We start from the raw sequence: 21101 nt of genomic DNA, 5'->3' as shown, positions 1-21101 counted from the left end.
GTAAACTAAAAAAACATTGAAGATACTTATGTATCGAAACAAATAAAAAAGGAGCGACTATGCTCCTTTTTTATTTGTTTTAATGCGTATTCTTACTATATTTCGGGAACGTAATCGTTAAAGTCGTTCCTTTACTAACGATACTTCGGATTTTTAAACTTCCATGCATCGTCTCAATAATCTTAACAGCAACCATTGTACCTAAACCGGTTCCTTTTGTTTTTGTACTAAAATACGGTTCACCGAATCGATGTATTTGCTCCTGTGACATTCCAACTCCGCTATCTTCAATTCGTATTTCAACTTTACTATTATTGATAGATGAGGAAATATTTAAGGTACCACCATTAGGCATCGCTTCAATACTGTTCTTTATTAAGTTTAAAAAACATTGTTGAAAGTGCTGTTTATTACCAACAATGGTTGCCTCAGAAAAATCCTGTGTAATATGTATCGTATTCATATTACACAATGGCAATATCATATTAATAACCCGATTTAACTCTTGTTTTATTGAAATTTGATCTAATTTTTCTGGAGCAGGTTTGGCAAACGTTAAATAATCATCGATAATTTCTTGGGCACGATTTAACTCTTCAAGTATATGTTTAATATATTCGTCTCTTGACTCAGGAGTTAAATTCGGTGTTTTTAAAAGCTGTGTAAATCCTTTTACAACCGTTAAGGGATTCCTTACTTCGTGCGATATACTTGCAGCGAGTTGGCTAACAATCTCCATTTTTTCCATTTTAATTAATTTTGAGCGCATTAATACAGCATCTTTAATAACTTCATTTATATAAACAATAAATAACATTAAAGTAGTCGGTAATACCATGAAATAAATAATATACAAATTATTCACTTCAAAATCTGATAAGGTTAATACAATTAAAGTTGTAAATATTGCTAGGAAAAAGGTTAAAAACATGGAAAAAGCTACTTTAAGTTTTCTATTATATGTATTAAATTTTGAAGATGCGAGTGCTGTAACGATGAACATTATTCCGTAAACAACAACTGTCAGCATGTTAAAGCCATAAAATAAAAATCTCGTAATTAATAAAATTGTAAACAATATGATACCGACAGGGAATCCACCATAAAGCGTACCTATTATGACCGGAATTTGTCTTAAATCATGAATACAACTTTCATCCATATAGATAGGGTATCGCATACATAAAATAAGCGGGATACTAGAACAAAGGGTAATCAGTAGTATTTTATATTTCTTTAAATAGTGCCGGCTATCATATATGAAATAAAAAACAAATATACTACATAAAATGTATAGAAGATTATTTAATACGTTTTGATTAATATAAACAAAGTCCATAATATTTGCCTCGTTATTCTGAATTTACTTAACATATGTATTATACATAATAACATATGTTAAAGTGAATAAACCTTGTTAATACAAGATTAGTTTGGCTTTTTGTTATAAAATGCAAACATTCTACAAACGTTAGCTATCCAAAGATATTTTTACCAAAATTTTTTACTCCTTCTTCCTGCATGTTCGGTAAAACATGAGAATAAATCCTAAGAGTTAATGAAATGTCTGTATGACCTAATCTCTCACTGATAATTTTAGGATTAACTCCTTGTTTCAATAGTATAGTTGCGTGTGGATGTCTTAAATTACGAATTTTAATTTTTTTCACTGCTGCATTTTTTATTTCCTTATAAAACTTTTCCCTGAAAGCATTTCTGCATAACCCCCCACCTGATTTATTACAATTAATTAAATCTAAATCTTGATAAGCAGAACTGATTGGTAATAAGAAACGTTTACATGAGATTCTAAATAAATATAAAAATACTAAAGGAAAGTAAGGTATGAAAAAACAGGTGTTTCAAGAAAAGTGGACGAGCTAGGTCGTGTAGTAATTCCAGTAAGAGTTTATTTGGGAAGTGGCTTTTAAAACTGATGTTGTTGAGTACATGTGGTAGTAAAAGGTAGATGGACATATGAACAAAGTAGAAATTGATGTTAGTAGCAACAAACTTTTAATAGTTTAGGACGAAAATGTAACAGTAGTCAATCCACCAATGAGCGGATTTGGTGAGCAAGTTGCGGTTTAGATAAAGGGTAAGGTTGATTGTGTAGATACTAAGTTTACTGAAAAGATAAAATGATTATTTTTAGAAAGATACCCAGACGGATTTAGTCGAGAAGCTAGTCAAAATCGCGTAGATGTGAAGTGAAAATCGTAAAAAAAGAGTCATGAGTGGAAAGGCTCATAGCTCTTTGTATAAGGGTAATGGTTTTATAGGTAAATATTATTATTAAATTCTGAAAAATTCAATGTTAGTAAATTAATTGGTATGTGATTTGGGTTTTATAGAAAGAGAGCAGCTAACAACAGCTAGCTGCTCTGCAGGTTCTGTAAGACAAAACAGAAAAGAATATTAACAGAATATAAAGGTTTATCCTGGTTGTTTGAACGTAGTTAAAGAAAGAATATCACATACTATCAATGTTAATAAAAACTATCTGTGGCTTTCACTTCTTTATTTTATTCACAAATAGTTCCAGTAGCTATTCCGGTTGGAGCGACACCTACTGGGACATTAGTGATAACAGTATTCGTAGCAATATCAATAACGGAAACAGTATTACTAGCTTGATTTGTAACATATGCTCGAGTGCCATCAGGTATGATGGTTACTTGATCAGGGGATAAACCAACAGAAATTGTATCAATCACAGTATTTGTCGCAACATTTATTACCGATACATTATTGCTAACCTTATTTACAACGTAAATAAGGTTTCCACCCGGTGTAATATCTATACCAACAGGTTCGGTACCTACGTTAATTGTATTAATAACTGCATTGGTAGCGGTGTTAATAACAGAAACTGTATTGCTGTTTTGATTCGTGACATACGCACGAGTACCATCTAGTGTAAACACGATTATTCTAGGACGAATGCCAACAGGGATGGTAGCAATAACTGTGTTGGTAGCAGTATTAATGACAGAAATTGTGTTGCTTAATTCGTTTGCAACATATGCAAAGGCACCATTTGGGGAAACAGTAATCCCTTGTGGAGCGATGCCAACAGGAATAGTATTAATAACTGTGTTTGTTGCCGCATTAATGACAGAAACCGTATTATTACCATGATTTCCAACATAAACAGTTGTGTTATTTGGAGAAACAGCTACACCTATTGGATTAGTTCCAACAGGAATGGTAGCGATAACAGTATTCGTAGCAGTATCAATAACGGAAACGGTATTAGAAAAAATATTAGTAACATAAGCACGAGCTCCATTTGGTGAAACTGTTACTTCAAGTGGTGCATTACCTACAGTAATTGTATCAACTACTATATTTGTTCCGGTGTTAATTACAGATACTGTATCATTTGTAGGGTCATCTATGAGTCCTGCATTTGTAGCATATACTAGGAAATTACATGCAGGTCCGGTTGGCCCGGTCGGTCCGGTCGGTCCAGTAGGTCCCGGTGGACAATCACAATCTCCAGTAGGTCCTGGTGGTCCTTCCGGTCCTTGAATCCCTTGCACACCTTGAGGTCCAGTAGGTCCCGGTGGTCCTTCCGGCCCTTGAATTCCTGGCACACCCTGAAGTCCAGTGGCTCCTTCTGGTCCTTCCGGCCCTTGAATTCCTTGTACACCCTGAGGGCCAGTGGGCCCTTCCGGTCCTTCCGGTCCTTGAATTCCTTGGATACCCTGAGGCCCAGTAGGTCCCGGCGGTCCAGGAATTCCCATTCCGGTCCCTGAACCAGTAGGTCCCGGTGGTCCCGGAGGCCCTTGAATCCCTTGTACGCCTTGAAGTCCTTGAGGTCCCGGTGGTCCTTCCGGCCCCTGAATACCTTGCACGCCTTGAGGTCCTTCCGGTCCTTCCGGCCCTTCCGGTCCCTGAATCCCTGGCACACCTTGAGGTCCTTCCGGTCCTTCTGGTCCTTCCGGCCCCTGAATACCTTGCACACCTTGAGAACCCTGAGCGCCTCTAGGTCCAGGAAATCCTCTAGGTCCAGTGGCTCCGGTCGGCCCCGGTATTCCGATGTTACTTAATAGCGAACTATTTAAGATTCCTTGTAAAATTAAGTTGAATGTTTGCTGTAATAAGGGGTCCGATATATTTGAACAACTTATAAGTGAAGACAAGCTTTGGAATAGAAATTGGAATAATGCTGAGATTTGAGTGAGGGATGCAGTAGGTAAGGAATTAATTAATTGATTTATAGTTCTTATAACTAAATTTCTATTTGGTGTATTTGGTTGTACTGTTATTAATAAATCATTTAATGCCTGTAATGCTGATTGGAGTATTTGTATAGTTGTTGGATTTGGTGTTGTGAAAAAAGAAAGGATGGCTTGATTTAATTGATTTATTATTTGTAATAATTCTTGTTGTTGAGAATTCGAGAAAAAAACAGGTGTACAGCAATTACTTTGATCACAAGCGGATATAGAAATAAAGCAGGGTTGCTGAAATTTATCACACGAATTTTGGAAATTTGATTTTCGATTATATCTCATAAATACCTCCTTTTAAAAATTGAATATTAAGTAATTTTTGGTAAATTATTAGCAACTGAGTTTGTAGGTATATGTTTAATGTGAAATGTTTTTTCCTTCAAAGTATATGCCAATAAAATAGAGGTGTTCATATGGGATATATAATCAATACTTGGTTGTTAGGAGGATGTTGTAATCATAGGAAAGAAAATGAAGGTTACAAAGTTTATAGGCAAGCGATTGTATTTTAAAAAAGCGTTATTGTAATAAAATTTGAAGTTTATTAAAAAGAAGGAATGAAGGAAGATTTAAAAGATTTTGAAAGATCCATAAAAAATTCAGTAAAACTCTGAATTCTTCTACACGTATTTTTATTTGTTAATCCATTTAGAAATAATAGGAATTTGTTGTGCCTATTAAAATATGTACTGTTGGTAATTATAACATGAAAATGGATTGTAATAGACTAATGCATAAAAAAGAACAAGTAATAAATTAAACAAAAGCTTTATTTTATTAGAGATAAATAGGTGACTCAGCAATTGTGCTAGCCGAGTCACCTAGTACTATGGAACCAAATAATGTTCTTTTTCTATATGTAGTTATGTGGAGTTCTTAGAGGCTAGCCCAATAGACAGTTAAGGGATAAATAAAATCATTTTAGAGAGTTTTACATTTTATTATGTTAATGCTACAACAGCAAGAGTTAAGCCCAATGTATTTAATGTATTAGAATATGGTCCTACATTAACAGTAAGAGTACTTGTTATACCTAAAGGTGTAGTGAAAATAGCGGGTGCTGATACAGAAGTGAATCCTGCAGTATATCCCAGAGAAGTACCAGAGCCAATGATTGGATTATTATTAAGATACATAGTGATACCTGCCGAATTACCTCCTGGTTGAATGATAACTTGCACTTCATAGATTGCCAAATAGGTTCTTCCACCTTCAAGTAAAACAGTTGTTGGTGGTGTGAATGAGATTGCCGTACCATTAGAATTTACCACGGTATCTAGTGGAATCGCAGAATTTACCGAGACTATTGATGGGGTAGTTTGAACAACATTTAAACTGTTAGCCGTGGGGGATGGACAAGTGCAAGGTTTGTGAATGTTAGAGTTATTATCATTTTGGTAATTCACAAATAATCAAGCTCCTTTGCGTAAGATAATTTTTTATCCTATATAAAACGTAGCTTTTTTGTATCTAAGTGATTTTTAATAAGTTTTTAAAGATAAGTCGAATATTGTTGGTCAGTTAACTTTTAAAAGTATTTGATACTCTGGAATTTAAAAGTGCATCTGATAAATATATATGAATGTTTTTTAAGGACATTACTGTAAGTTAGGAAACATAATAAAATAGTTATTTTGTTAAATAAAAAAACATGCACAAAAATTGTGCATGTTTAAAAAAGTTATGTCTTGTCTATGTAAATATATGCTTAACTAATATATACCGTGTGTATGTTTGAACAAAATGGTTATTTATTAACAAATATAAAGAGCGCTTTTTAAGATGCTCCATGACCAAGATGTGTATCGATAAGGATACCAAAAGATTAATAATGAGATGATCATGATTATTGTATGTACATTTCTAATGAATGTGAAATCTTTAAATGCAATCAAAAAGAGCACGCATATAAGCATGCTCTTGGACAAGAAAGGTAGATTTCTATGAGTGGATATCTCCATACAATACTATATGCTTGTCCAGTTAAAAGGTGAAAAGTTTTAATGAAATCTTTATTTTATTAATTTGTAGGTTGATACAGTTCCCCAAACGAAAAGAACCAAGTAAAAAAGTCTTTGTAGTAGACCTGCAGGTAAGGGGAAAAGAAAAACAAGTGAGATAATGATTGTTATTACTATTAAGTTTAGTAAGCAGAAATATGTCCATTTTCTAGTTTTTTTAAGATTCTTTGCAAAAATAAATAGTCCTGGAAATACAGTAAGCATACCTATCCAAACTAGAATAGAATGTCCAATTAGGTTTACATCTGCAGGAATTAATCCTGAGACTATAGTGGAAACTCCTATTATAATTATAAAAAATGTTGCTATTTTATTAATTTTTGTTTTTTCTAGATGTTGTGAAATATATAGTACTCCAATACAAAATGTTATTCCATTAAGAATAAAGAGTAAATTCATCCAAAAGTGATTAGGGGAGCATATTTCATAAGGAGCTATTTCGTAGGTGAATTCTCCACAGGTTGTTACACCTAGATCACTCATTGCATGATGCAAATAGTTATAAGGTGCTGTAGAAGTGAAAATAAAGAAAGGTTCAATTAAAAAGTATAGACAAGTTGCAATCCAGCTAAATAAGCCAATTTTATTTGATATATACATTAGATACCTCCTTTGAAAAAAGTATATTTCCATTATAGGTGGTTGCATTATCAAAAGTGAAAAATTTCAAGTTGAGAGTCGATAACCATTTTTAATAATATAGGGTTTTCTAGACAAATGTGTTTAGCGGAAAGACGTGTGAAAAATGGATGGGGTATAACTTAACAAAATCGTTATTTGAGAAAAAGGGATTAGTTTAGTTTTGATTCTGCTAATCCTCAACCAATTATAAAAAGCAGGCCGAATATGAGAGGGTAAAAAATACACGAAATTATTATACTAGTTATAACGACTTTTTTTGATGTACCTTTTGGAGCGAAAATAATTAAAACCAGTGATACAAATATTAAATAAATTAAATTACTATCACTATAAAAGGTAAAAAATACGATAATAGTTAACAAATTTGAAATGAAACCGAATTATTTTCTCATTACTTTAGCCTTTCTTGGAAAAATAAATAATCCAGATTATACCATGAATGAATAAGGTTTAAGTAAAATTTTAACAAAAACGTTATTTGAATAAAAAGAAGTTAGATAAGGATGAAGAATAGTCATCTCTTATGCTGGGGAGCTTAACGGATATCTAAATGAATTAAGGATGAGTATATGTTGAAAAGAAAAGTGGTTAGTTTGTTTTTGGGAATTACTATGGTAGTTTTATTTTTAAATCCGTTAGATACCAAAGCGTTTAATATTGATAATCAAGAGTTTTATGATTCTTATAATACTTTATTAGCACCATATGCAAGTCAAGTTATCAGAAGGAAGCTTGGACCAGATCATCAGTATAGTTTGACGGACACAAAAATTATAAAAATTGAACGTTTCCCAGAAGAAAACTTTAATTTTATTGTTACAGTTCAATATAAAACTTATATAGGAGCTCATAACCCTCCGAATGGCATAGAAACTATTACTTTTAATATAAATCCAAGTGGAGTAAAGGTTATAAATTTTGTTCATAAAGATGCTTAAAGAAGAAGTAATATTGTTCGTACATTGATGGAAAGGATATTTGAACTGAAAAATGTTATAAAAATTTCATTTTGTAGAAATAAAGAAACTAAAAAAAGAGCACCCTGCATCAGTGCCCTTTCAGATAGGAGGTAACACTTTGAGTTGGATACTTAAAAAGTATATGGTATAGAAGAGAAATACGACCTAAAATTTATTATCAACTCAATACAAAAGAGCAGTTAACGAAGGTTAACCGCTCAGTCCTCAGAGAAAGGAAAAAGAACATTACAGATGTCAATGTGAATTCAAGCTGTATCAGCCCATTTATAGTATCGGTGAAATATAGAATTTTATTCGTGTGAAACATAAAAAGAGCAGCTAGTAAAAACTAGCTACTCAGCCTTCGGGTATGAAGGGAAATCAGAAACTGTATATACATTATTAACGGAATATTGGGTTTTATTCAGGAGTTAGAGGGAAATGAATAAATTTAGACTGTTCCAACTTGGTTTTGGTCTGCAACATCAGAATCAAATGTGTTTGTTGCACTAACACCGTTAAATGTATTGAGAACAAAAGCAACGTTAGATGAACCTGAACCATTATAAGCTTTTGTATTTTCTTTTGGAGAAACGTTATAAAAATCACCTAAGTTGAAAGAGCCGTTACTATTTTGCACAACCATATTTCCGACAATAGATGGCATAGCTTTCACCTTCTTTCCTAGGAAGCATTTAAATTAGTATATGGTGTATGCGTCTAGTGGTTCATCTGAAACTGAGAATTTTGAAATGAAGTTTGATTGAAAATCTAATAAAATAATCCTTTTGAAATTATATAGGTACAATTCACATTTGAGCCGCTTTTTGAATGTAAGAAGGTATTAAATTAATAAAAACGCCTAAAATGGAAAAAACTGTTTTATAAGAAGGAGTGAGAGGATTGGATAATTTAAAGAAAAAGAAACTAAAAAAAGCAATTGCTCGTCGGACAAAGGTTATACAAAAATATGAGAAAGACAGAATAGATAAAGCTTGGAGGAATCTTTTTATACAGACAAGTATAATGAAATAAATATAGTCCGGCTAGAAAACTAGAGGACACCAATTCATTAAAGCAGCAATTCAAGTTGTTTTAATGAATTGGTGTCCTTTTTATTTTGGAAGGGGGAGATAGGAAAATATGAGGGCACTACAAGACTAATTACGTGAGTGGAAAAAGCAATTGAATCAAACAAGAAAGAAAAAAAGATATAGAGTTCAAGTAGTTGTGAGATAAATTGAAAATAGAAATTGATAAGTAAAAAGATAAATAATTAAACATGCGGATGTATTGAATGCAAATGAAATAAAAATTAAATAGGTATATTTTTAATTTTTAAGTTAAGTATAGAGAAGAAATGAATTATCTAGATATTAAGAAAGGATGGATTTTTACAATGAGTTCAAATGAATCAAATTTCAGTTTTACCAGTAACAAAGATATTGTAAAGTACCTTAATGTAAGAAAAGACCCTGTTGATTTAAGAGACAAAATGTTTCGGAGTTACTTGTTTAGTAATGAGGCGGATTTGCCAACGCAAGTCGATCTTCGTCCTAAAATGTCAGGTATAGTAAATCAATGGAATATAGGTTCTTGTACGGCAAATGCAATTGTTTCAGGATTACGAGAATATCTATTATTACAATCAGGTCGTCCATTTACTTGCTTATCTCGTTTGTTTTTATATTATCATGAACGAGAAATAGAAGGACATATTCAGGAAGATAGTGGAGCGAATGTTCGTGATGGTATGGGGGTTCTTAAAAATATTGGAGTATGCCCTGAAGAGGATTTTCCTTATACCGAGAATTTTAGAGATAAGCCATCACCAAAGGCTGAATCAGATGCTGCACTTTATAAAATTGGAACCTACCATCGTATTCAAGATTTATCGGGATTAAAGGCTGCACTTGCTCATGGATTAGTTGCTGTACTTGGATTTGCTGTACCAAAATCTTTTATGTCAGAAGAAGTGAAAAAGACTGGTATAGTTCCAGTATCAGGAACAGATGATGTAATTGTTGAAGATGGTCAACCAGCGGGACATGCTGTTTGTGCTGTTGGATATGACGATGATAAGCAAACGGTTATTATTCGCAACAGCTGGGGAGAAGACTGGGGAGATAAAGGATATTGTTATTTCCCATATGAATTATTTAAAAATGGAATTGTGCAAGATATGTGGACAGGTCGTTAATTAGAAAAGTGATGGAAGTATGGAAACTACAAAACACGTTATACGTGTTACGGGTAGCATAAAAGAGCGTGAAAAAGATGTAGAAATAAAAGGTGTAATGCATTATCATCTATTAATTAATGATATATCAGTTTTACATACAAGTGGTGCAGAGGTATCGTATAAAGGTTATGTACAAGCTATGAAGCAGCATGTGATTTCTTTTGGTAACTATGCATTCTGTCGTTTCTGAAAATGATGCACGCGTAGAAGCCCGTGATTTCTGAAACTGTGGTGACAAGAGTGCAACAGTTTGGGTGGCTGATGTAGAAGTGAAAACAATGGATGATATGCGAGCAGGTACACAGGCTTTTATCGATGAATTATGTCAATTAGGTGCTAAGAAAGTCGGTTTATATGTTGATCATCATATGTATGCACCTTTTGGGTGTGAAATATTTAAACAAAAAAGTGTTAGCAAGTTTGCAAACGAACTTGCTAACACTCATACAAAATAGACATAAATTATCGCTGATATGTCTTCCTTAATAATAGCCATAATCAATTAGAACACAATAATATGAAATGCTCATAAAATCATTCTTGCTATACATGATAATAGTATAAACTCTATATTTCTTTTAATAATTTAGGGTTATATCTTTTCTGCATCAGCCGCTTTTAACCACGCTTCGTAGAATTCTGTAACTGATGCATACCGTTCTGCCCGATTGTCATTTACAGCACGATACGCTACCTCATATAATTCCTTACTTGCTTCCCATTTTATAAAAGAACGATCTTTTTCACCGCCTAAGAGTGAGAAAGCCATTGCTCCCATATTAAATACATTTGTTCTTTCATCAATTATAGCGTTTAGTTCAAATTCCTCTGGTGACATAAAACGGGAGGAACCCCATAGCCGGCCCATTTTATTTATGTAAGGTTTCTTACTGTATAAATCTATATCACAAATTTTTGTTTCGTTTGTATTAAAATTATATAAAATACTACCGTCATAAAAATCTATCGCTACATAATTTTTCTTTTCTACATAAGTATGGAAAGAAAAAATGGAATGTAAAGAATGAATTCGTTCTATAACAGGTAAATGTCTAAATTTATAAAATGGAGAGTTTGGATTTTTATATTTCTCAGGAGGTGGGAAGCGCCAATGCGAATGAAGACATTCACCATCAAACCAATCGAAAATTAATACATATCCAGATTGAACTGGAAAATGATCAATTAATCTTATGAGCGATTCATGCTTTAAATCTTCATAAATAGTAACTGAATTTTTTAGCCTTTCAATAGCATCACCCGTTGTTCCTTCATATGCAATTGTTTGTGCTCCTGCGTATTTGATAAATTTCTTATGCCCATCTTTTTCTACACCAAAACTTATATTACCTGAATCTTGCTGGTCAAAAACTGCAAATACGGTCCCTAATTTAATAAGCCAATCAAAATTATGATATTCTTTTAATTGGAATATTACACTATTTAACTGAATTTCGACGGAATTATCTTTCATAGATTACCTCACATTTAATATAATTAAGTTGTACATTCCACTATTCGACATATTTTATGGAAATCCTATGCTAACAATATAAAATTTTATAAATATAATGATAAACACTTATAAAGAGGTGAATACAATGGATCAACAAATTGTTATTAAACCGTATCAAAAAGACTGGGTTGAAGAGTATATAAAAGAAAAAGAGAAATTCTGTTCCTTGTTAGGACAAGAAATAATCGCTGTTGAACATATAGGAAGCACAGCAGTAGAAGGATTAGGAGCTAAACCTCTTATTGATATGATGATTGGCGTAACAGAATTGCAAATAACTGAAAAGTGGATTGAAGTTCTATCGGAAATTGGATATGAGTATGTTCCAAAAGATGCAACCAATTGGCGTTTTTTTAGAAAGGGAAAATGGAGAGCAGGTACTCATCATTTGCATGTTTATATTTATAATAGTGACGAATGGAGGAACAATATTTTATTTCGTGACTTTCTAATAAGCCATGAATGGGCACGTAAAGAATATAGAGAATTAAAAGAGATGCTTGCTATTACATATGCTTTTGATCGTGTTTCATATACAAAGGCAAAAGCACCGTTTATTCAAAACATAATAAAGTTAGCTGAAAAAAATCAATAATAATTGTCAGTGATATTGAAATTCTCATTTTATTTTAATCTTTCTCTCATGTTCTTTTCTTTTTTATTTGATAGACTGCTTGTTACAAAGCTTTTGTGAGTAAGGAGATTAAATAAAATGGAGAAGATATTAAGAAATAAATATTTTCGTGTGTGTGTTAAAATTATGGGCATTACTATTATTATTTGTAGTGTATTGATGCTATTTATTAATGTTATATACGGCAATGTTTTGAATGTAAAATGGTTAAATAAAAAATTAGGCTCTTTTGGTGAATATGGGGCTATTATCGCTGCTTCATTATGGTTTTTACGCCATATATGGGTGTTTTTAAAGAAGAAAAATATACAAGGATTTAAAAAAGTTAAAGAAGTGTATCTATTTGCAAAAAAGTTTCATGTATTAATTGGATACGCTATAATAGCTGTTGCAATTACTCATGGTGTTTACTTTTTTATAAAAGGGAGTCCTCATATTTTACTCATATACAGTGGCATATTTTCTCTATTAGCCTTAATCGCACTAGGGGTTGTTGGGTTTTATTTACAGAAAATGAATAAGAAAGAAAAATTTATGATGTATAGAAAAGTGCATCAAATCATTGTAATTATATTTGGAATAGGATTATTTATTCATTTAATTGTCTAGGAGGAACTACCGTTGCAACACATTTTAATTATTGAGGATGAGGAAAGTTTAGCAGATTTTCTAGAATTAGAACTAAAATATGAAGGGTATAAAGTAGATATACAACTAGATGGAAGAAAAGGGTTAAGCGCAGTACTTGAAAAGAATTACGATCTCATTTTGCTTGATTTAATGCTGCCTGGATTAAATGGACTAGAGGTATGTCGTCGACTAAGAGCGACTAAAAATACACCTATTATTATGCTGACTGCTCGTGATAGTATTATGGACCGTGTGACAGGTTTAGATAGTGGAGCGGATGATTATCTTCCGAAACCATTTGCAATTGAAGAACTGTTAGCACGTATGAGAGTGATATTTAGAAGAGAAGAACATATTGAAAACAAGCAGGTTTCATTTCTTACATTCAAAGATTTGCAGCTTCAGATTGAATCTCGAACTATAACGAAAGGAAATGAAGAAATTGAACTTACAAATAAAGAATTCGAGTTATTGCTTATGTTTATGAAAAATATTAATCGCGTACTTACTCGTGATGTTTTACTGGACCAAGTATGGGGATATGATGCAATTGTTGAGACAAATATCGTTGATGTATATGTTCGTTATTTGCGAAACAAGTTACATAGTGTAGATAAGGAGGAGTATATCCAAACAGTCCGTGGTGCGGGATATATAATGAAATGATAAAAAATATTATGTTTCGAATTCGAAATCTACCTATAAAGTGGAAACTAACACTTTGGTCCACTACACTAGTATTTATTTTATTCATCTTATATAGTGCTTTGCAGTTTATTGTAATCAATAAGTGGACTATAGATTATGAACAGAAACAAATAAATAGGCAAGTGACGGAAATAGCGGCATATTTCCAAGATAAAAATGATACCCTTTCGAGTAAAACATTTGAAAACAGTAAAGATTTTCTAAACAATATGATTGATAAGCATCAAATGATTCGTATTATTGACATGGATGGGGGGCCGATTATTACTGTTTCACGAGATTTTAATGAAACGTGGATAAAGCCGAAACAGGTTATAAAAGATGAGTCATTTATAAAAAGGCATTTAGAAGATCGAATATTAGTTAAGCGCATACCAATTAAAACGAAAGAGTTTACTGGCACTATTGAACTTACGAAAAACCTAGAGACATTTGATTATTTATTAAAAGTTATTTTAGTGGTAATGCTTATTGCTGGAATATTTGGATTGATATTTAGTTTTTTAGGTGGGATTCTTATAACGAAGAAACTATTATCAAGTGTTCAAAATATAACAGATACGATGAAACGTATTAAAAAGAATGGACTAAATGAACGGGTTCCAGTACGAGAAAATAATGATGAGCTTGCAAAATTATCATTTCTCTTTAACGAGATGATGGATGAAGTAGAAACTTCTTTTGCACAACAGAAACAGTTTGTCGAAGACGCATCTCATGAACTAAGAACACCGTTAACAATTATTCATGGTCACTTAGCGATGTTAAACCGATGGGGGAAAAATGATCCAGCAGTATTAGATAAATCTCTTCAATCTAGTTTAAAGGAAGTAGATCGTTTAAATAAATTAGTTTCAGAATTGCTTGAACTATCAAGAGCTGAATCTGAACAAATGTATCCAATAGCAGCTGAGCCAGTCCATGTAAATAGCGTATTAAAACATGTTACACAAAACTTTATAGTAATTCAAAGTGATTTTCAATTTGATATGAAATTCGGGGATGACGAGGCTTATGTTTCAATGCCATCATCTTACTTAGAACAAATTATTATTATCATAATGGATAATGCAGTTAAGTATACAAAAGAGGTTAATAAATATATTTGCATAGAATCCAGTTTACAATCAGGGAAAGTTACAATTCGTGTAATAGATCATGGAACGGGAATACCTGAAACCGATTTACCATTTGTTCTTAATCGGTTTTACCGAGTTGACAAAGCGAGAAGTCGAAAACAAGGTGGAAACGGACTAGGTTTGTCTATTGCAAAACGACTTGTAGAAAAATATAAAGGAGCTATTAAAATAGAGAGTAAAGAAAATGAAGAAACAATCGTTACGATTACATTACCATGTATAATAAAATAAGCCTTCAAAGAAGGGGTGCGTTTTGCATTCCTTCTTTTTTTACGATCAAATCATTTTGTTTATTTTGAAATTTCTAGTACATTAAAATTATTAAGGGGGAATAATAATGAAAGCTATCGTACATCAATATAAAACTGGGTTTGACGGTGTAGAATATAAAATATCACCTGAGAGAGCACTTAATGATGGGGAAGTTAAAGTGAAATTAAAATCAGCAGGCTTAAATCATCGGGATTTATTTATTATAAATAATAGAAAAGAAATGGATCTACCATTAGTAATAGGATCAGATGGTGCAGGTATTGTTACGGAAATTGGAAACGGTGTTTCTGATAACATATTACATACAGAAGTTATTATTAATCCTAGTATTGGATGGGAACATGCTACTGAAGTACCGGAGTTACCGGAAGTGCTAGGTGGGCCGAAAGATGGAACGTTTGCTGAATATGTAATTGTACCAGTTGAAAATGTTGTAGAAAAGCCGTCATATCTTACTTGGGAAGAATCAGGTGTTTTATCTTTATCCGCATTAACTGCATATAGAGCGCTTTTTACTAAAGGTAGATTGAAGCGCGGCGAACACGTTTTAATTCCGGGAATAGGCGGTGGTGTTGCTACATTTGCCATGTTATTCGCGAAAGCAATTGGCGCAAAAGTGAGTGTTACTTCAAGGGTAGAGAATAAAATGGAACTTGCTGCAAAATATGGTGCAGATATTTCTTTTCATAGTGCCGGAAATTGGGAAGAGAGCTTACAAGGTGAAAAAGTAGATTTAATAATAGATAGTATAGGTCCAGCAACTTTTTTGAAATATTTTGATGTATTAAAACCAAACGGAAGAATCGTGAATTTTGGTGCAAGCTCAGGAGATAAAATTGAATTACCATTACGCGCGCTATTTTACAATCAAATTGATATTATGGGAACATCCATGGGTAGCCGTGAGGAATTTAATGAGATGATAAAGTTTATAGAAAAACATCAAATTAAACCAATTATTGATAAAGTTTACTCGTTAGAAGAAGCAATTCGAGCACTAAGCCGTATGGAACATGGAGAACAATTTGGAAATATTGTACTTCAAATGAATTAAAAAATATGATTTTACAATTAGTATATTTAAATGAACATGTTATGTATTCCAAACATGAAAAAAATACGAATCGCCTTATTATAAAGGTTTACGAACTTTATACATAAATAGCGTATAAAATTTGTTTTATAATTGTCACATGAGTAATAGTAAAATGAGAATTAGATGAGAAAAGTTTAAGCCCATTTTCATAATGGTATTGTATACTGTGTAAATCAAGAACACTTGTAAGTAGGGAGAGAGTATTATGAATTACACAGTATTTCAGTGGTTTAATAATTTTGCTGATTCATCCAAACTATTAGATACGATAATGGTTGCAATTACAAATAGCGCTGCATACGTAGCCATTTTATTTATGCTTATCTTATGGTTTAATAATGGAAAGAAAGAGAATGCAATTAGAAAACAATATACAGTTTTATATACGACGCTTTCGGTTATTATTGCATTAGTAGTAAATGTTCTTATACATGCGGTATATTACCATCCGCGTCCGTTCGTATCACATGATGTACATCAATTAGTACCACATGCAGCAGATTCATCATTTGTTAGTGATCATTCTGTACTTGTATTTTCAATCGCCTTCGTATTTATTCTTAGAGGAGAAAAACTGAAATATATCGCGCTATTATGGGCAGTGTTAGTCGGTATATCACGTATGTATGTAGGTGTTCATTATCCTTTAGATATACTTGGTGCAGCTTTCATAACACTTGTTACGAGCGGTTTAGTAATGCAAAGTACACGTATGTTTGAACCAATAGCGAAATTCGTATTCAAAATGTATGCATTAGTAGCGAGACGAATTCCTTTCTTAGCAAAATATAACCATATCGCATAATTTTCCTATAAAAAGTTCCCCTTTGGAAATCCAGAGGGGAACTTTTTATAGTAAATAAGAAAAGAGTTTAGAGTGATATGCAATCAAGTTTTGGTGGGGTTAATATTCAGAAATTTCACGCACCGTACTTTAATTAAATAAAACAAAAACAAAAAATAACAATAGTTAGTTTCGTATTGTTTTAAAGGAATTAAAAAGAAAACTTCGAAACATATAGTATCGTAAACAAAAACTACAAATTATAAAACGCATCTTCGTACGAATCCATTCCAAAAGAGAGGAGATAAGTATGCAAAAACTTCAAACGAATAAAGGCGCTCGATATATGATGATTGCTTTTATTGTTTTGTTTCTTATTATGATTTTGCGTATAGTCTATATTCAGGCAGTAGGAGTCGTGCATAATGTAAATGTAAAGGACCTCGCGGATGAACAACATAATAAAAAAGGTGTTTTAGAAGCGAATCGTGGCACTATCTATGACCAAACGGGAAAGGTGTTAGTACAAGATTCTACAACATATCGAGTTGTTGTGAATTTAAAAGGAAAAGATAAAGTGAAAAATAAAGATGAAACCGCACAACAATTAGCCGATGTGCTTGAAATTGATAAAGAAGAAGTATTAAAAAACTTTCATGAAGGGCGTACGCAAGTTGAAATTGGGAAAGTTGGTCGGAACTTATCTAGGGAAACGAAGGAAAAAATTAACGATTTAAAAATACCAGGTGTATCTTTTATGTCGGAAAAAGCAAGAGTGTATCCGAATGAAGATTTTGCATCCTATATACTGGGTTTTGCTAGACCAGATGATAAAGGGAATACGGAAGGAAAGTTTGGGCTTGAAAAGAGTTTGGATAAATATTTGCGCTCTACAAACGGGAATATAGAATATGTGGGTACACGAAGGGGGATTCCGCTTACAAATGATATAGGTAAAGTAGAACCTGCTAAAAATGGGAATAACGTGTATTTAACGCTTGATAAACAAATTAATAGCTTTTTAGAAGAAGCGATGAACAAAGCACAAGAGCATTATGATCCTTCTATGTTAATTGGAATTATTGCTGATCCAAAAACAGGAAAGGTTTTAGCGATGTCTAGTAAACCTAGTTACAATCCTAATGTAGGTGATATCGAATACTTTTTAAATGATCCGATTGCAAATGCATATGAACCAGGTTCAACTATGAAAGTTTTTACGTTAGCAGCTGCCATTAATGAAGGTGTATATAACGGAAAAGAATATTTTCAATCTGGAAAATATTCCGTTGGTTCCTCTGATATAAAAGATCATAATGGTGGATTTGGATGGGGGTCAATTACATTTGATGAAGGTTTTGAAAGATCATCAAACGTAGCTTTTTCTATTTTAGAAGATCAGTTACTGAAACCAAATAAATTTAAGCAATATATGAATAAATTTGGATTCAATCAAAAAACAGGAATAGATTTACCTGGAGAAAGTAAAAATACTTTATTATTAAATACGCAAATTCAACAGGTTACAACTTCTTTCGGTCAAGGTTCTACAGTAACTCCGATTCAATTAATCCAAGCAGCTACTGCTATAGCAAATGACGGGAAAATGATGCAACCATATATCGTTGATAAAGTTGTAAATCCAACAAATAAAGAAGTTATTATGGAAAATCAACCGAAAGAAATTGGGAATCCGATAAAAAAAGAAACAGCGGACAAGGTTAGAAGCTTAATGGAGCGTGTTATAACATCTTCAAAAGGAACTGGTACAATGTATAAAGTAGATGGTTATCCAATTGGAGGTAAGACAGGAACAGCACAAATCCCGAATCCTGAAAACGGCCGATATATGGAAGGGAAAGAGAATTACATTTTCTCCTTTTTAGGAATGGCTCCAATTGATGATCCGGAGTTAATCGTATACTTAGCTATTAAGCAGCCAAAGTTAAAAGGAGATGAGTATGGAGCTCAGCCTCTTGCTGAAATATTTAAACCTGTTATAAAAAACAGCCTTGAATATTTAAAGGTGAAACCGTATACAGAAAAACAAATAGCTGATGCAACGAAGCAATCTCAATTAAAAGTACAAAATTATGTAAATCAATCAATGGGTACAGCAGAGAAAAGTGTAGAAAAAGAGAAGCTACAGCCGGTAATTTTAGGAGAAGGAAAAATAATAAAACAATATCCACAGTCTGGCGAGGTAATGAGTGAAGGTGATCGTATATTTTTATTAGGGAATAACGCACAAATGCCAAATGTAAAAGGTTGGTCCATGCGTGATGTTATGTATTTCTCTAAGCTTTTGAAATTAGATTTGAAAACTTCTGGTACAGGTTATGTAACGAGCCAAAGTATTGAAAAAGGACAAGATTTACATGAAGGAGATACACTAGAACTAGAATTAGAACCGCCGTTACAACCGTTAACAGAGGCGAATACGAATTAATTCAGGTATTTGGAAGGAGCTAGATGCAAATGGCTCTTTCTTTAGAGCTGTAAGTAATTTCACGCACCGTAATTTTCAGAAAAAACAATAAATAAATGAATTAATAGAGACACGTTATTAAATATCTGATTATTTTTTATTTACAGTTAAAAATAATTGTGATAATATGGAAAAAATCAAATGCAGTGAAGAGAAGAGTAAATAAAATGAATTTTTTACAGAGAGCTCCATTTAGCTGAAAAGGAGTAAAAATTCCTTATTGAACCAAGCCTCTGAGCAGCGCATCGGAACCTATTATTAGGGGATGGTGTGACGGGAGCTCCCGTTATAGAGCTATGGTATAAGCATGAGTTAGAATGCAGTACCTGATAAGGTTAATATGGTGACATATTAACAAACTAGGGTGGCACCGCGATGATAAATCTCGTCCCTAAGATTAAAAGTCTTGGGGGTGGGATTTTTTTATTGTTTTAAAACAATTTTGAAAGCGGGGGCCAAAAATGAAAAACTTTCTTAAAGATTGGAAATATCCTTTATTACTACTGTCCGGTGTTGGTATTGCGAATTTAGGGGCATGGATTTACTTAATAGCACTGAATGTACTTGTCTATAATATGGGTGGCTCAGCCTTAGCTGTTGCTGCTTTATATGTAATAAAACCATTAGCCACTTTATTTACAAACGCTTGGTCTGGGAGTATGATTGATCGTTTAAATAAACGGAAGTTAATGATTCACCTCGATATATATCGTGCGTTATTTATCGCTATTTTACCTTTACTTCCGTCAATTTGGATTGTTTATGTATTTGTATTCTTTATAAGTATGGCCAGTGCAATTTATGAGCCAACTGCTATGACGTATATGACGAAATTAATTCCAGTAGAACAAAGACAACGTTTCAACTCATTACGTAGTTTAATAGGATCTGGTGCATTTTTAATTGGTCCAGCGATAGCAGGGGTTTTATTAATTGCGAGTACACCAGAGATTGCTATATATATAAATGCTATAGCATTTCTCTTATCAGGATTCATTACATTACTTTTACCTAATCTTGATAAGAAAGAAGCTTCGGATACAACAAGTAATACATTATCTCTTACAGTATTAAAAAAAGATTGGAACACTGTTATAAATTTTAGTAGAAAACATGTGTATGTCGTATGCGTGTACTTCTTATTTCAAAGTATGTTCGCATTAGCAACCGCTACTGATTCACTTGAACTATCGTTTGCGAAAGAGGTATTACTACTAACAGATAGTGAATATGGTTTTCTAGTTAGTATAGCTGGTGCAGGATTTATTTTAGGTGCCATAACAAATACAATTTTGTCAAAGAAATTAGCACCTTCACTTCTAATTGGAATAGGATCATTATTCATTACAATTGGTTATTTAATTTATGCTTTTTCAAGTGTATTTTTAATAGCTGCTATTGGATTCTGTATTTTATCTTTTTCAATGGCATATGCAAATACAGGATTTTATACATTTTACCAAAATAATATCCCTGTTCATATGATGGGACGGATTGGGAGTATATATGGACTTGTTATTGCGATAGTAACAATCTTTATTACAATATTATCTGGTGTTGCGACTCAGTTCATTTCTATACAACTTGTAGTTATTGTAGGTTCATTGGTCATGTTATTTATTACTATCGTCTTATGTGTGTTTACTTTATTCCCAGCACAATCTAAGTTGTATTCTACTGAATCAATAAAGTGAAACTTTAATCAGGGGGCATCCCCCACTGATTATC

17 protein-coding genes, 3 pseudogenes and 1 other annotated feature are annotated in these 21101 nt (G+C 32.7%); of the genes and pseudogenes, 13 read left to right on the top strand and 7 right to left on the bottom strand.

The genetic code is table 11. The features are described 5' to 3' along the window. Positions 1–79 precede the first annotated feature (79 nt). Positions 80–1339: a sensor histidine kinase gene (locus ACK1U5_RS05340; RefSeq protein WP_001987738.1), complete on the bottom strand. Its 1260-nt coding sequence runs from the start codon at positions 1337–1339 to the stop codon at positions 80–82. Positions 1340–1475: 136 nt separating this feature from the next. After that, a pseudogene (locus ACK1U5_RS05335) lies at positions 1476–1781 on the bottom strand (tyrosine-type recombinase/integrase); the annotation flags it as partial. A gap of 196 nt (positions 1782–1977) precedes the next feature. Here ACK1U5_RS05335 and ACK1U5_RS05330 point away from each other — a divergent pair. Then, positions 1978–2091 (top strand): annotated as a pseudogene (locus tag ACK1U5_RS05330) (DUF3954 domain-containing protein). 434 nt (positions 2092–2525) lie between these two features. Here the strand turns inward: ACK1U5_RS05330 and ACK1U5_RS05325 are convergent. The 3 genes from ACK1U5_RS05325 to ACK1U5_RS05315 all read right to left on the bottom strand — a co-directional run bounded on the left by ACK1U5_RS05325 (position 2526) and on the right by ACK1U5_RS05315 (position 6862). After that, a complete protein-coding gene (locus tag ACK1U5_RS05325; RefSeq protein ID WP_277543976.1) occupies positions 2526–4523 on the bottom strand; it encodes a YVTN family beta-propeller repeat protein in 1998 nt (665 codons plus the stop codon). 659 nt (positions 4524–5182) lie between these two features. Next, entirely contained in the window at positions 5183–5647 is a 465-nt protein-coding gene (locus tag ACK1U5_RS05320; protein ID WP_001109248.1) for a hypothetical protein, read from the bottom strand. A gap of 606 nt (positions 5648–6253) precedes the next feature. Next, positions 6254–6862, bottom strand: a complete 609-nt coding sequence (locus ACK1U5_RS05315) for a DUF998 domain-containing protein (protein ID WP_061139227.1) — start codon at positions 6860–6862, stop codon at positions 6254–6256. A gap of 611 nt (positions 6863–7473) precedes the next feature. Here ACK1U5_RS05315 and ACK1U5_RS05310 point away from each other — a divergent pair. After that, positions 7474–7842 (top strand): DUF3888 domain-containing protein, encoded by a 369-nt coding sequence (locus tag ACK1U5_RS05310; protein WP_000919725.1) that lies wholly within the window; start codon positions 7474–7476, stop codon positions 7840–7842. Between the two features lie 472 nt (positions 7843–8314). Here ACK1U5_RS05310 and ACK1U5_RS05305 read toward each other — a convergent pair whose 3' ends face one another. Next, positions 8315–8530, bottom strand: coding sequence for a spore germination protein (locus ACK1U5_RS05305; RefSeq protein WP_001139345.1), 216 nt, complete (start codon positions 8528–8530; stop codon positions 8315–8317). Between the two features lie 236 nt (positions 8531–8766). Between ACK1U5_RS05305 and ACK1U5_RS05300 the strand changes: the two genes are divergently transcribed. The 3 genes and pseudogenes from ACK1U5_RS05300 to ACK1U5_RS05290 all read left to right on the top strand — a co-directional run. Then, the gene (locus tag ACK1U5_RS05300; RefSeq protein WP_000369348.1) at positions 8767–8898 is read left to right on the top strand and encodes a DUF3983 domain-containing protein; all 132 of its coding nucleotides are present in this window, start codon (positions 8767–8769) and stop codon (positions 8896–8898) included. A gap of 364 nt (positions 8899–9262) precedes the next feature. Continuing rightward, positions 9263–10063, top strand: coding sequence for a C1 family peptidase (locus ACK1U5_RS05295; RefSeq protein WP_000097509.1), 801 nt, complete (start codon positions 9263–9265; stop codon positions 10061–10063). A gap of 160 nt (positions 10064–10223) precedes the next feature. Continuing rightward, a pseudogene (locus ACK1U5_RS05290) lies at positions 10224–10491 on the top strand (GH25 family lysozyme); the annotation flags it as partial. A 206-nt stretch (positions 10492–10697) separates the two neighbouring features. Here the strand turns inward: ACK1U5_RS05290 and ACK1U5_RS05285 are convergent. Next, positions 10698–11579 (bottom strand): protein kinase domain-containing protein, encoded by an 882-nt coding sequence (locus ACK1U5_RS05285; protein WP_069604775.1) that lies wholly within the window; start codon positions 11577–11579, stop codon positions 10698–10700. 127 nt (positions 11580–11706) lie between these two features. Between ACK1U5_RS05285 and ACK1U5_RS05280 the strand changes: the two genes are divergently transcribed. From ACK1U5_RS05280 to ACK1U5_RS05245, 8 genes are all read left to right on the top strand, one after another. Further along, positions 11707–12216 (top strand): GrpB family protein, encoded by a 510-nt coding sequence (locus tag ACK1U5_RS05280; protein ID WP_000372690.1) that lies wholly within the window; start codon positions 11707–11709, stop codon positions 12214–12216. Positions 12217–12333: 117 nt separating this feature from the next. After that, a complete protein-coding gene (locus ACK1U5_RS05275; RefSeq protein ID WP_000411454.1) occupies positions 12334–12864 on the top strand; it encodes a hypothetical protein in 531 nt (176 codons plus the stop codon). 12 nt (positions 12865–12876) lie between these two features. After that, positions 12877–13551: a response regulator transcription factor gene (locus ACK1U5_RS05270; protein WP_069604774.1), complete on the top strand. Its 675-nt coding sequence runs from the start codon at positions 12877–12879 to the stop codon at positions 13549–13551. Then, positions 13548–14963 (top strand): HAMP domain-containing sensor histidine kinase, encoded by a 1416-nt coding sequence (locus ACK1U5_RS05265; RefSeq protein ID WP_000594473.1) that lies wholly within the window; start codon positions 13548–13550, stop codon positions 14961–14963. The genes ACK1U5_RS05270 and ACK1U5_RS05265 overlap by 4 nt, the downstream gene beginning before the upstream one ends. A 106-nt stretch (positions 14964–15069) precedes the next feature. After that, a complete protein-coding gene (locus ACK1U5_RS05260) occupies positions 15070–16059 on the top strand; it encodes a zinc-binding dehydrogenase (RefSeq protein WP_000644547.1) in 990 nt (329 codons plus the stop codon). 247 nt (positions 16060–16306) lie between these two features. Beyond that, positions 16307–16906: an undecaprenyl-diphosphatase gene (locus tag ACK1U5_RS05255; protein ID WP_001110118.1), complete on the top strand. Its 600-nt coding sequence runs from the start codon at positions 16307–16309 to the stop codon at positions 16904–16906. Positions 16907–17195: 289 nt separating this feature from the next. Continuing rightward, on the top strand, positions 17196–19334 hold the full coding sequence (locus ACK1U5_RS05250) for a penicillin-binding protein (protein WP_061139223.1): 2139 nt from the start codon (positions 17196–17198) through the stop codon (positions 19332–19334). A gap of 176 nt (positions 19335–19510) precedes the next feature. Next, positions 19511–19769, top strand: a binding site (T-box leader). 65 nt (positions 19770–19834) lie between these two features. Then, on the top strand, positions 19835–21067 hold the full coding sequence (locus ACK1U5_RS05245; protein WP_030025724.1) for an MFS transporter: 1233 nt from the start codon (positions 19835–19837) through the stop codon (positions 21065–21067). The last annotated feature ends 34 nt before the right edge of the window (positions 21068–21101 follow it).

The sequence above is a fragment of the Bacillus sp. XB1 genome, assembly GCF_053557995.1.
Note: the sequence above shows the minus strand (reverse complement) of the source record. Positions and strands in the feature narration are given on the sequence as shown.

Coding starts and splice junctions, on each gene's coding strand:
- ACK1U5_RS05265 (WP_000594473.1), top strand. CDS start 13,548: ATGATAAAAAATATTATGTTTCGAATTCGAAATCTACCTATAAAGTGG.
- ACK1U5_RS05260 (WP_000644547.1), top strand. CDS start 15,070: ATGAAAGCTATCGTACATCAATATAAAACTGGGTTTGACGGTGTAGAA.
- ACK1U5_RS05255 (WP_001110118.1), top strand. CDS start 16,307: ATGAATTACACAGTATTTCAGTGGTTTAATAATTTTGCTGATTCATCC.
- ACK1U5_RS05310 (WP_000919725.1), top strand. CDS start 7,474: ATGTTGAAAAGAAAAGTGGTTAGTTTGTTTTTGGGAATTACTATGGTA.
- ACK1U5_RS05315 (WP_061139227.1), bottom strand. CDS start 6,862: ATGTATATATCAAATAAAATTGGCTTATTTAGCTGGATTGCAACTTGT.
- ACK1U5_RS05305 (WP_001139345.1), bottom strand. CDS start 8,530: ATGCCATCTATTGTCGGAAATATGGTTGTGCAAAATAGTAACGGCTCT.
- ACK1U5_RS05285 (WP_069604775.1), bottom strand. CDS start 11,579: ATGAAAGATAATTCCGTCGAAATTCAGTTAAATAGTGTAATATTCCAA.
- ACK1U5_RS05340 (WP_001987738.1), bottom strand. CDS start 1,339: ATGGACTTTGTTTATATTAATCAAAACGTATTAAATAATCTTCTATAC.
- ACK1U5_RS05325 (WP_277543976.1), bottom strand. CDS start 4,523: ATGAGATATAATCGAAAATCAAATTTCCAAAATTCGTGTGATAAATTT.
- ACK1U5_RS05275 (WP_000411454.1), top strand. CDS start 12,334: ATGGAGAAGATATTAAGAAATAAATATTTTCGTGTGTGTGTTAAAATT.
- ACK1U5_RS05250 (WP_061139223.1), top strand. CDS start 17,196: ATGCAAAAACTTCAAACGAATAAAGGCGCTCGATATATGATGATTGCT.
- ACK1U5_RS05295 (WP_000097509.1), top strand. CDS start 9,263: ATGAGTTCAAATGAATCAAATTTCAGTTTTACCAGTAACAAAGATATT.
- ACK1U5_RS05280 (WP_000372690.1), top strand. CDS start 11,707: ATGGATCAACAAATTGTTATTAAACCGTATCAAAAAGACTGGGTTGAA.
- ACK1U5_RS05245 (WP_030025724.1), top strand. CDS start 19,835: ATGAAAAACTTTCTTAAAGATTGGAAATATCCTTTATTACTACTGTCC.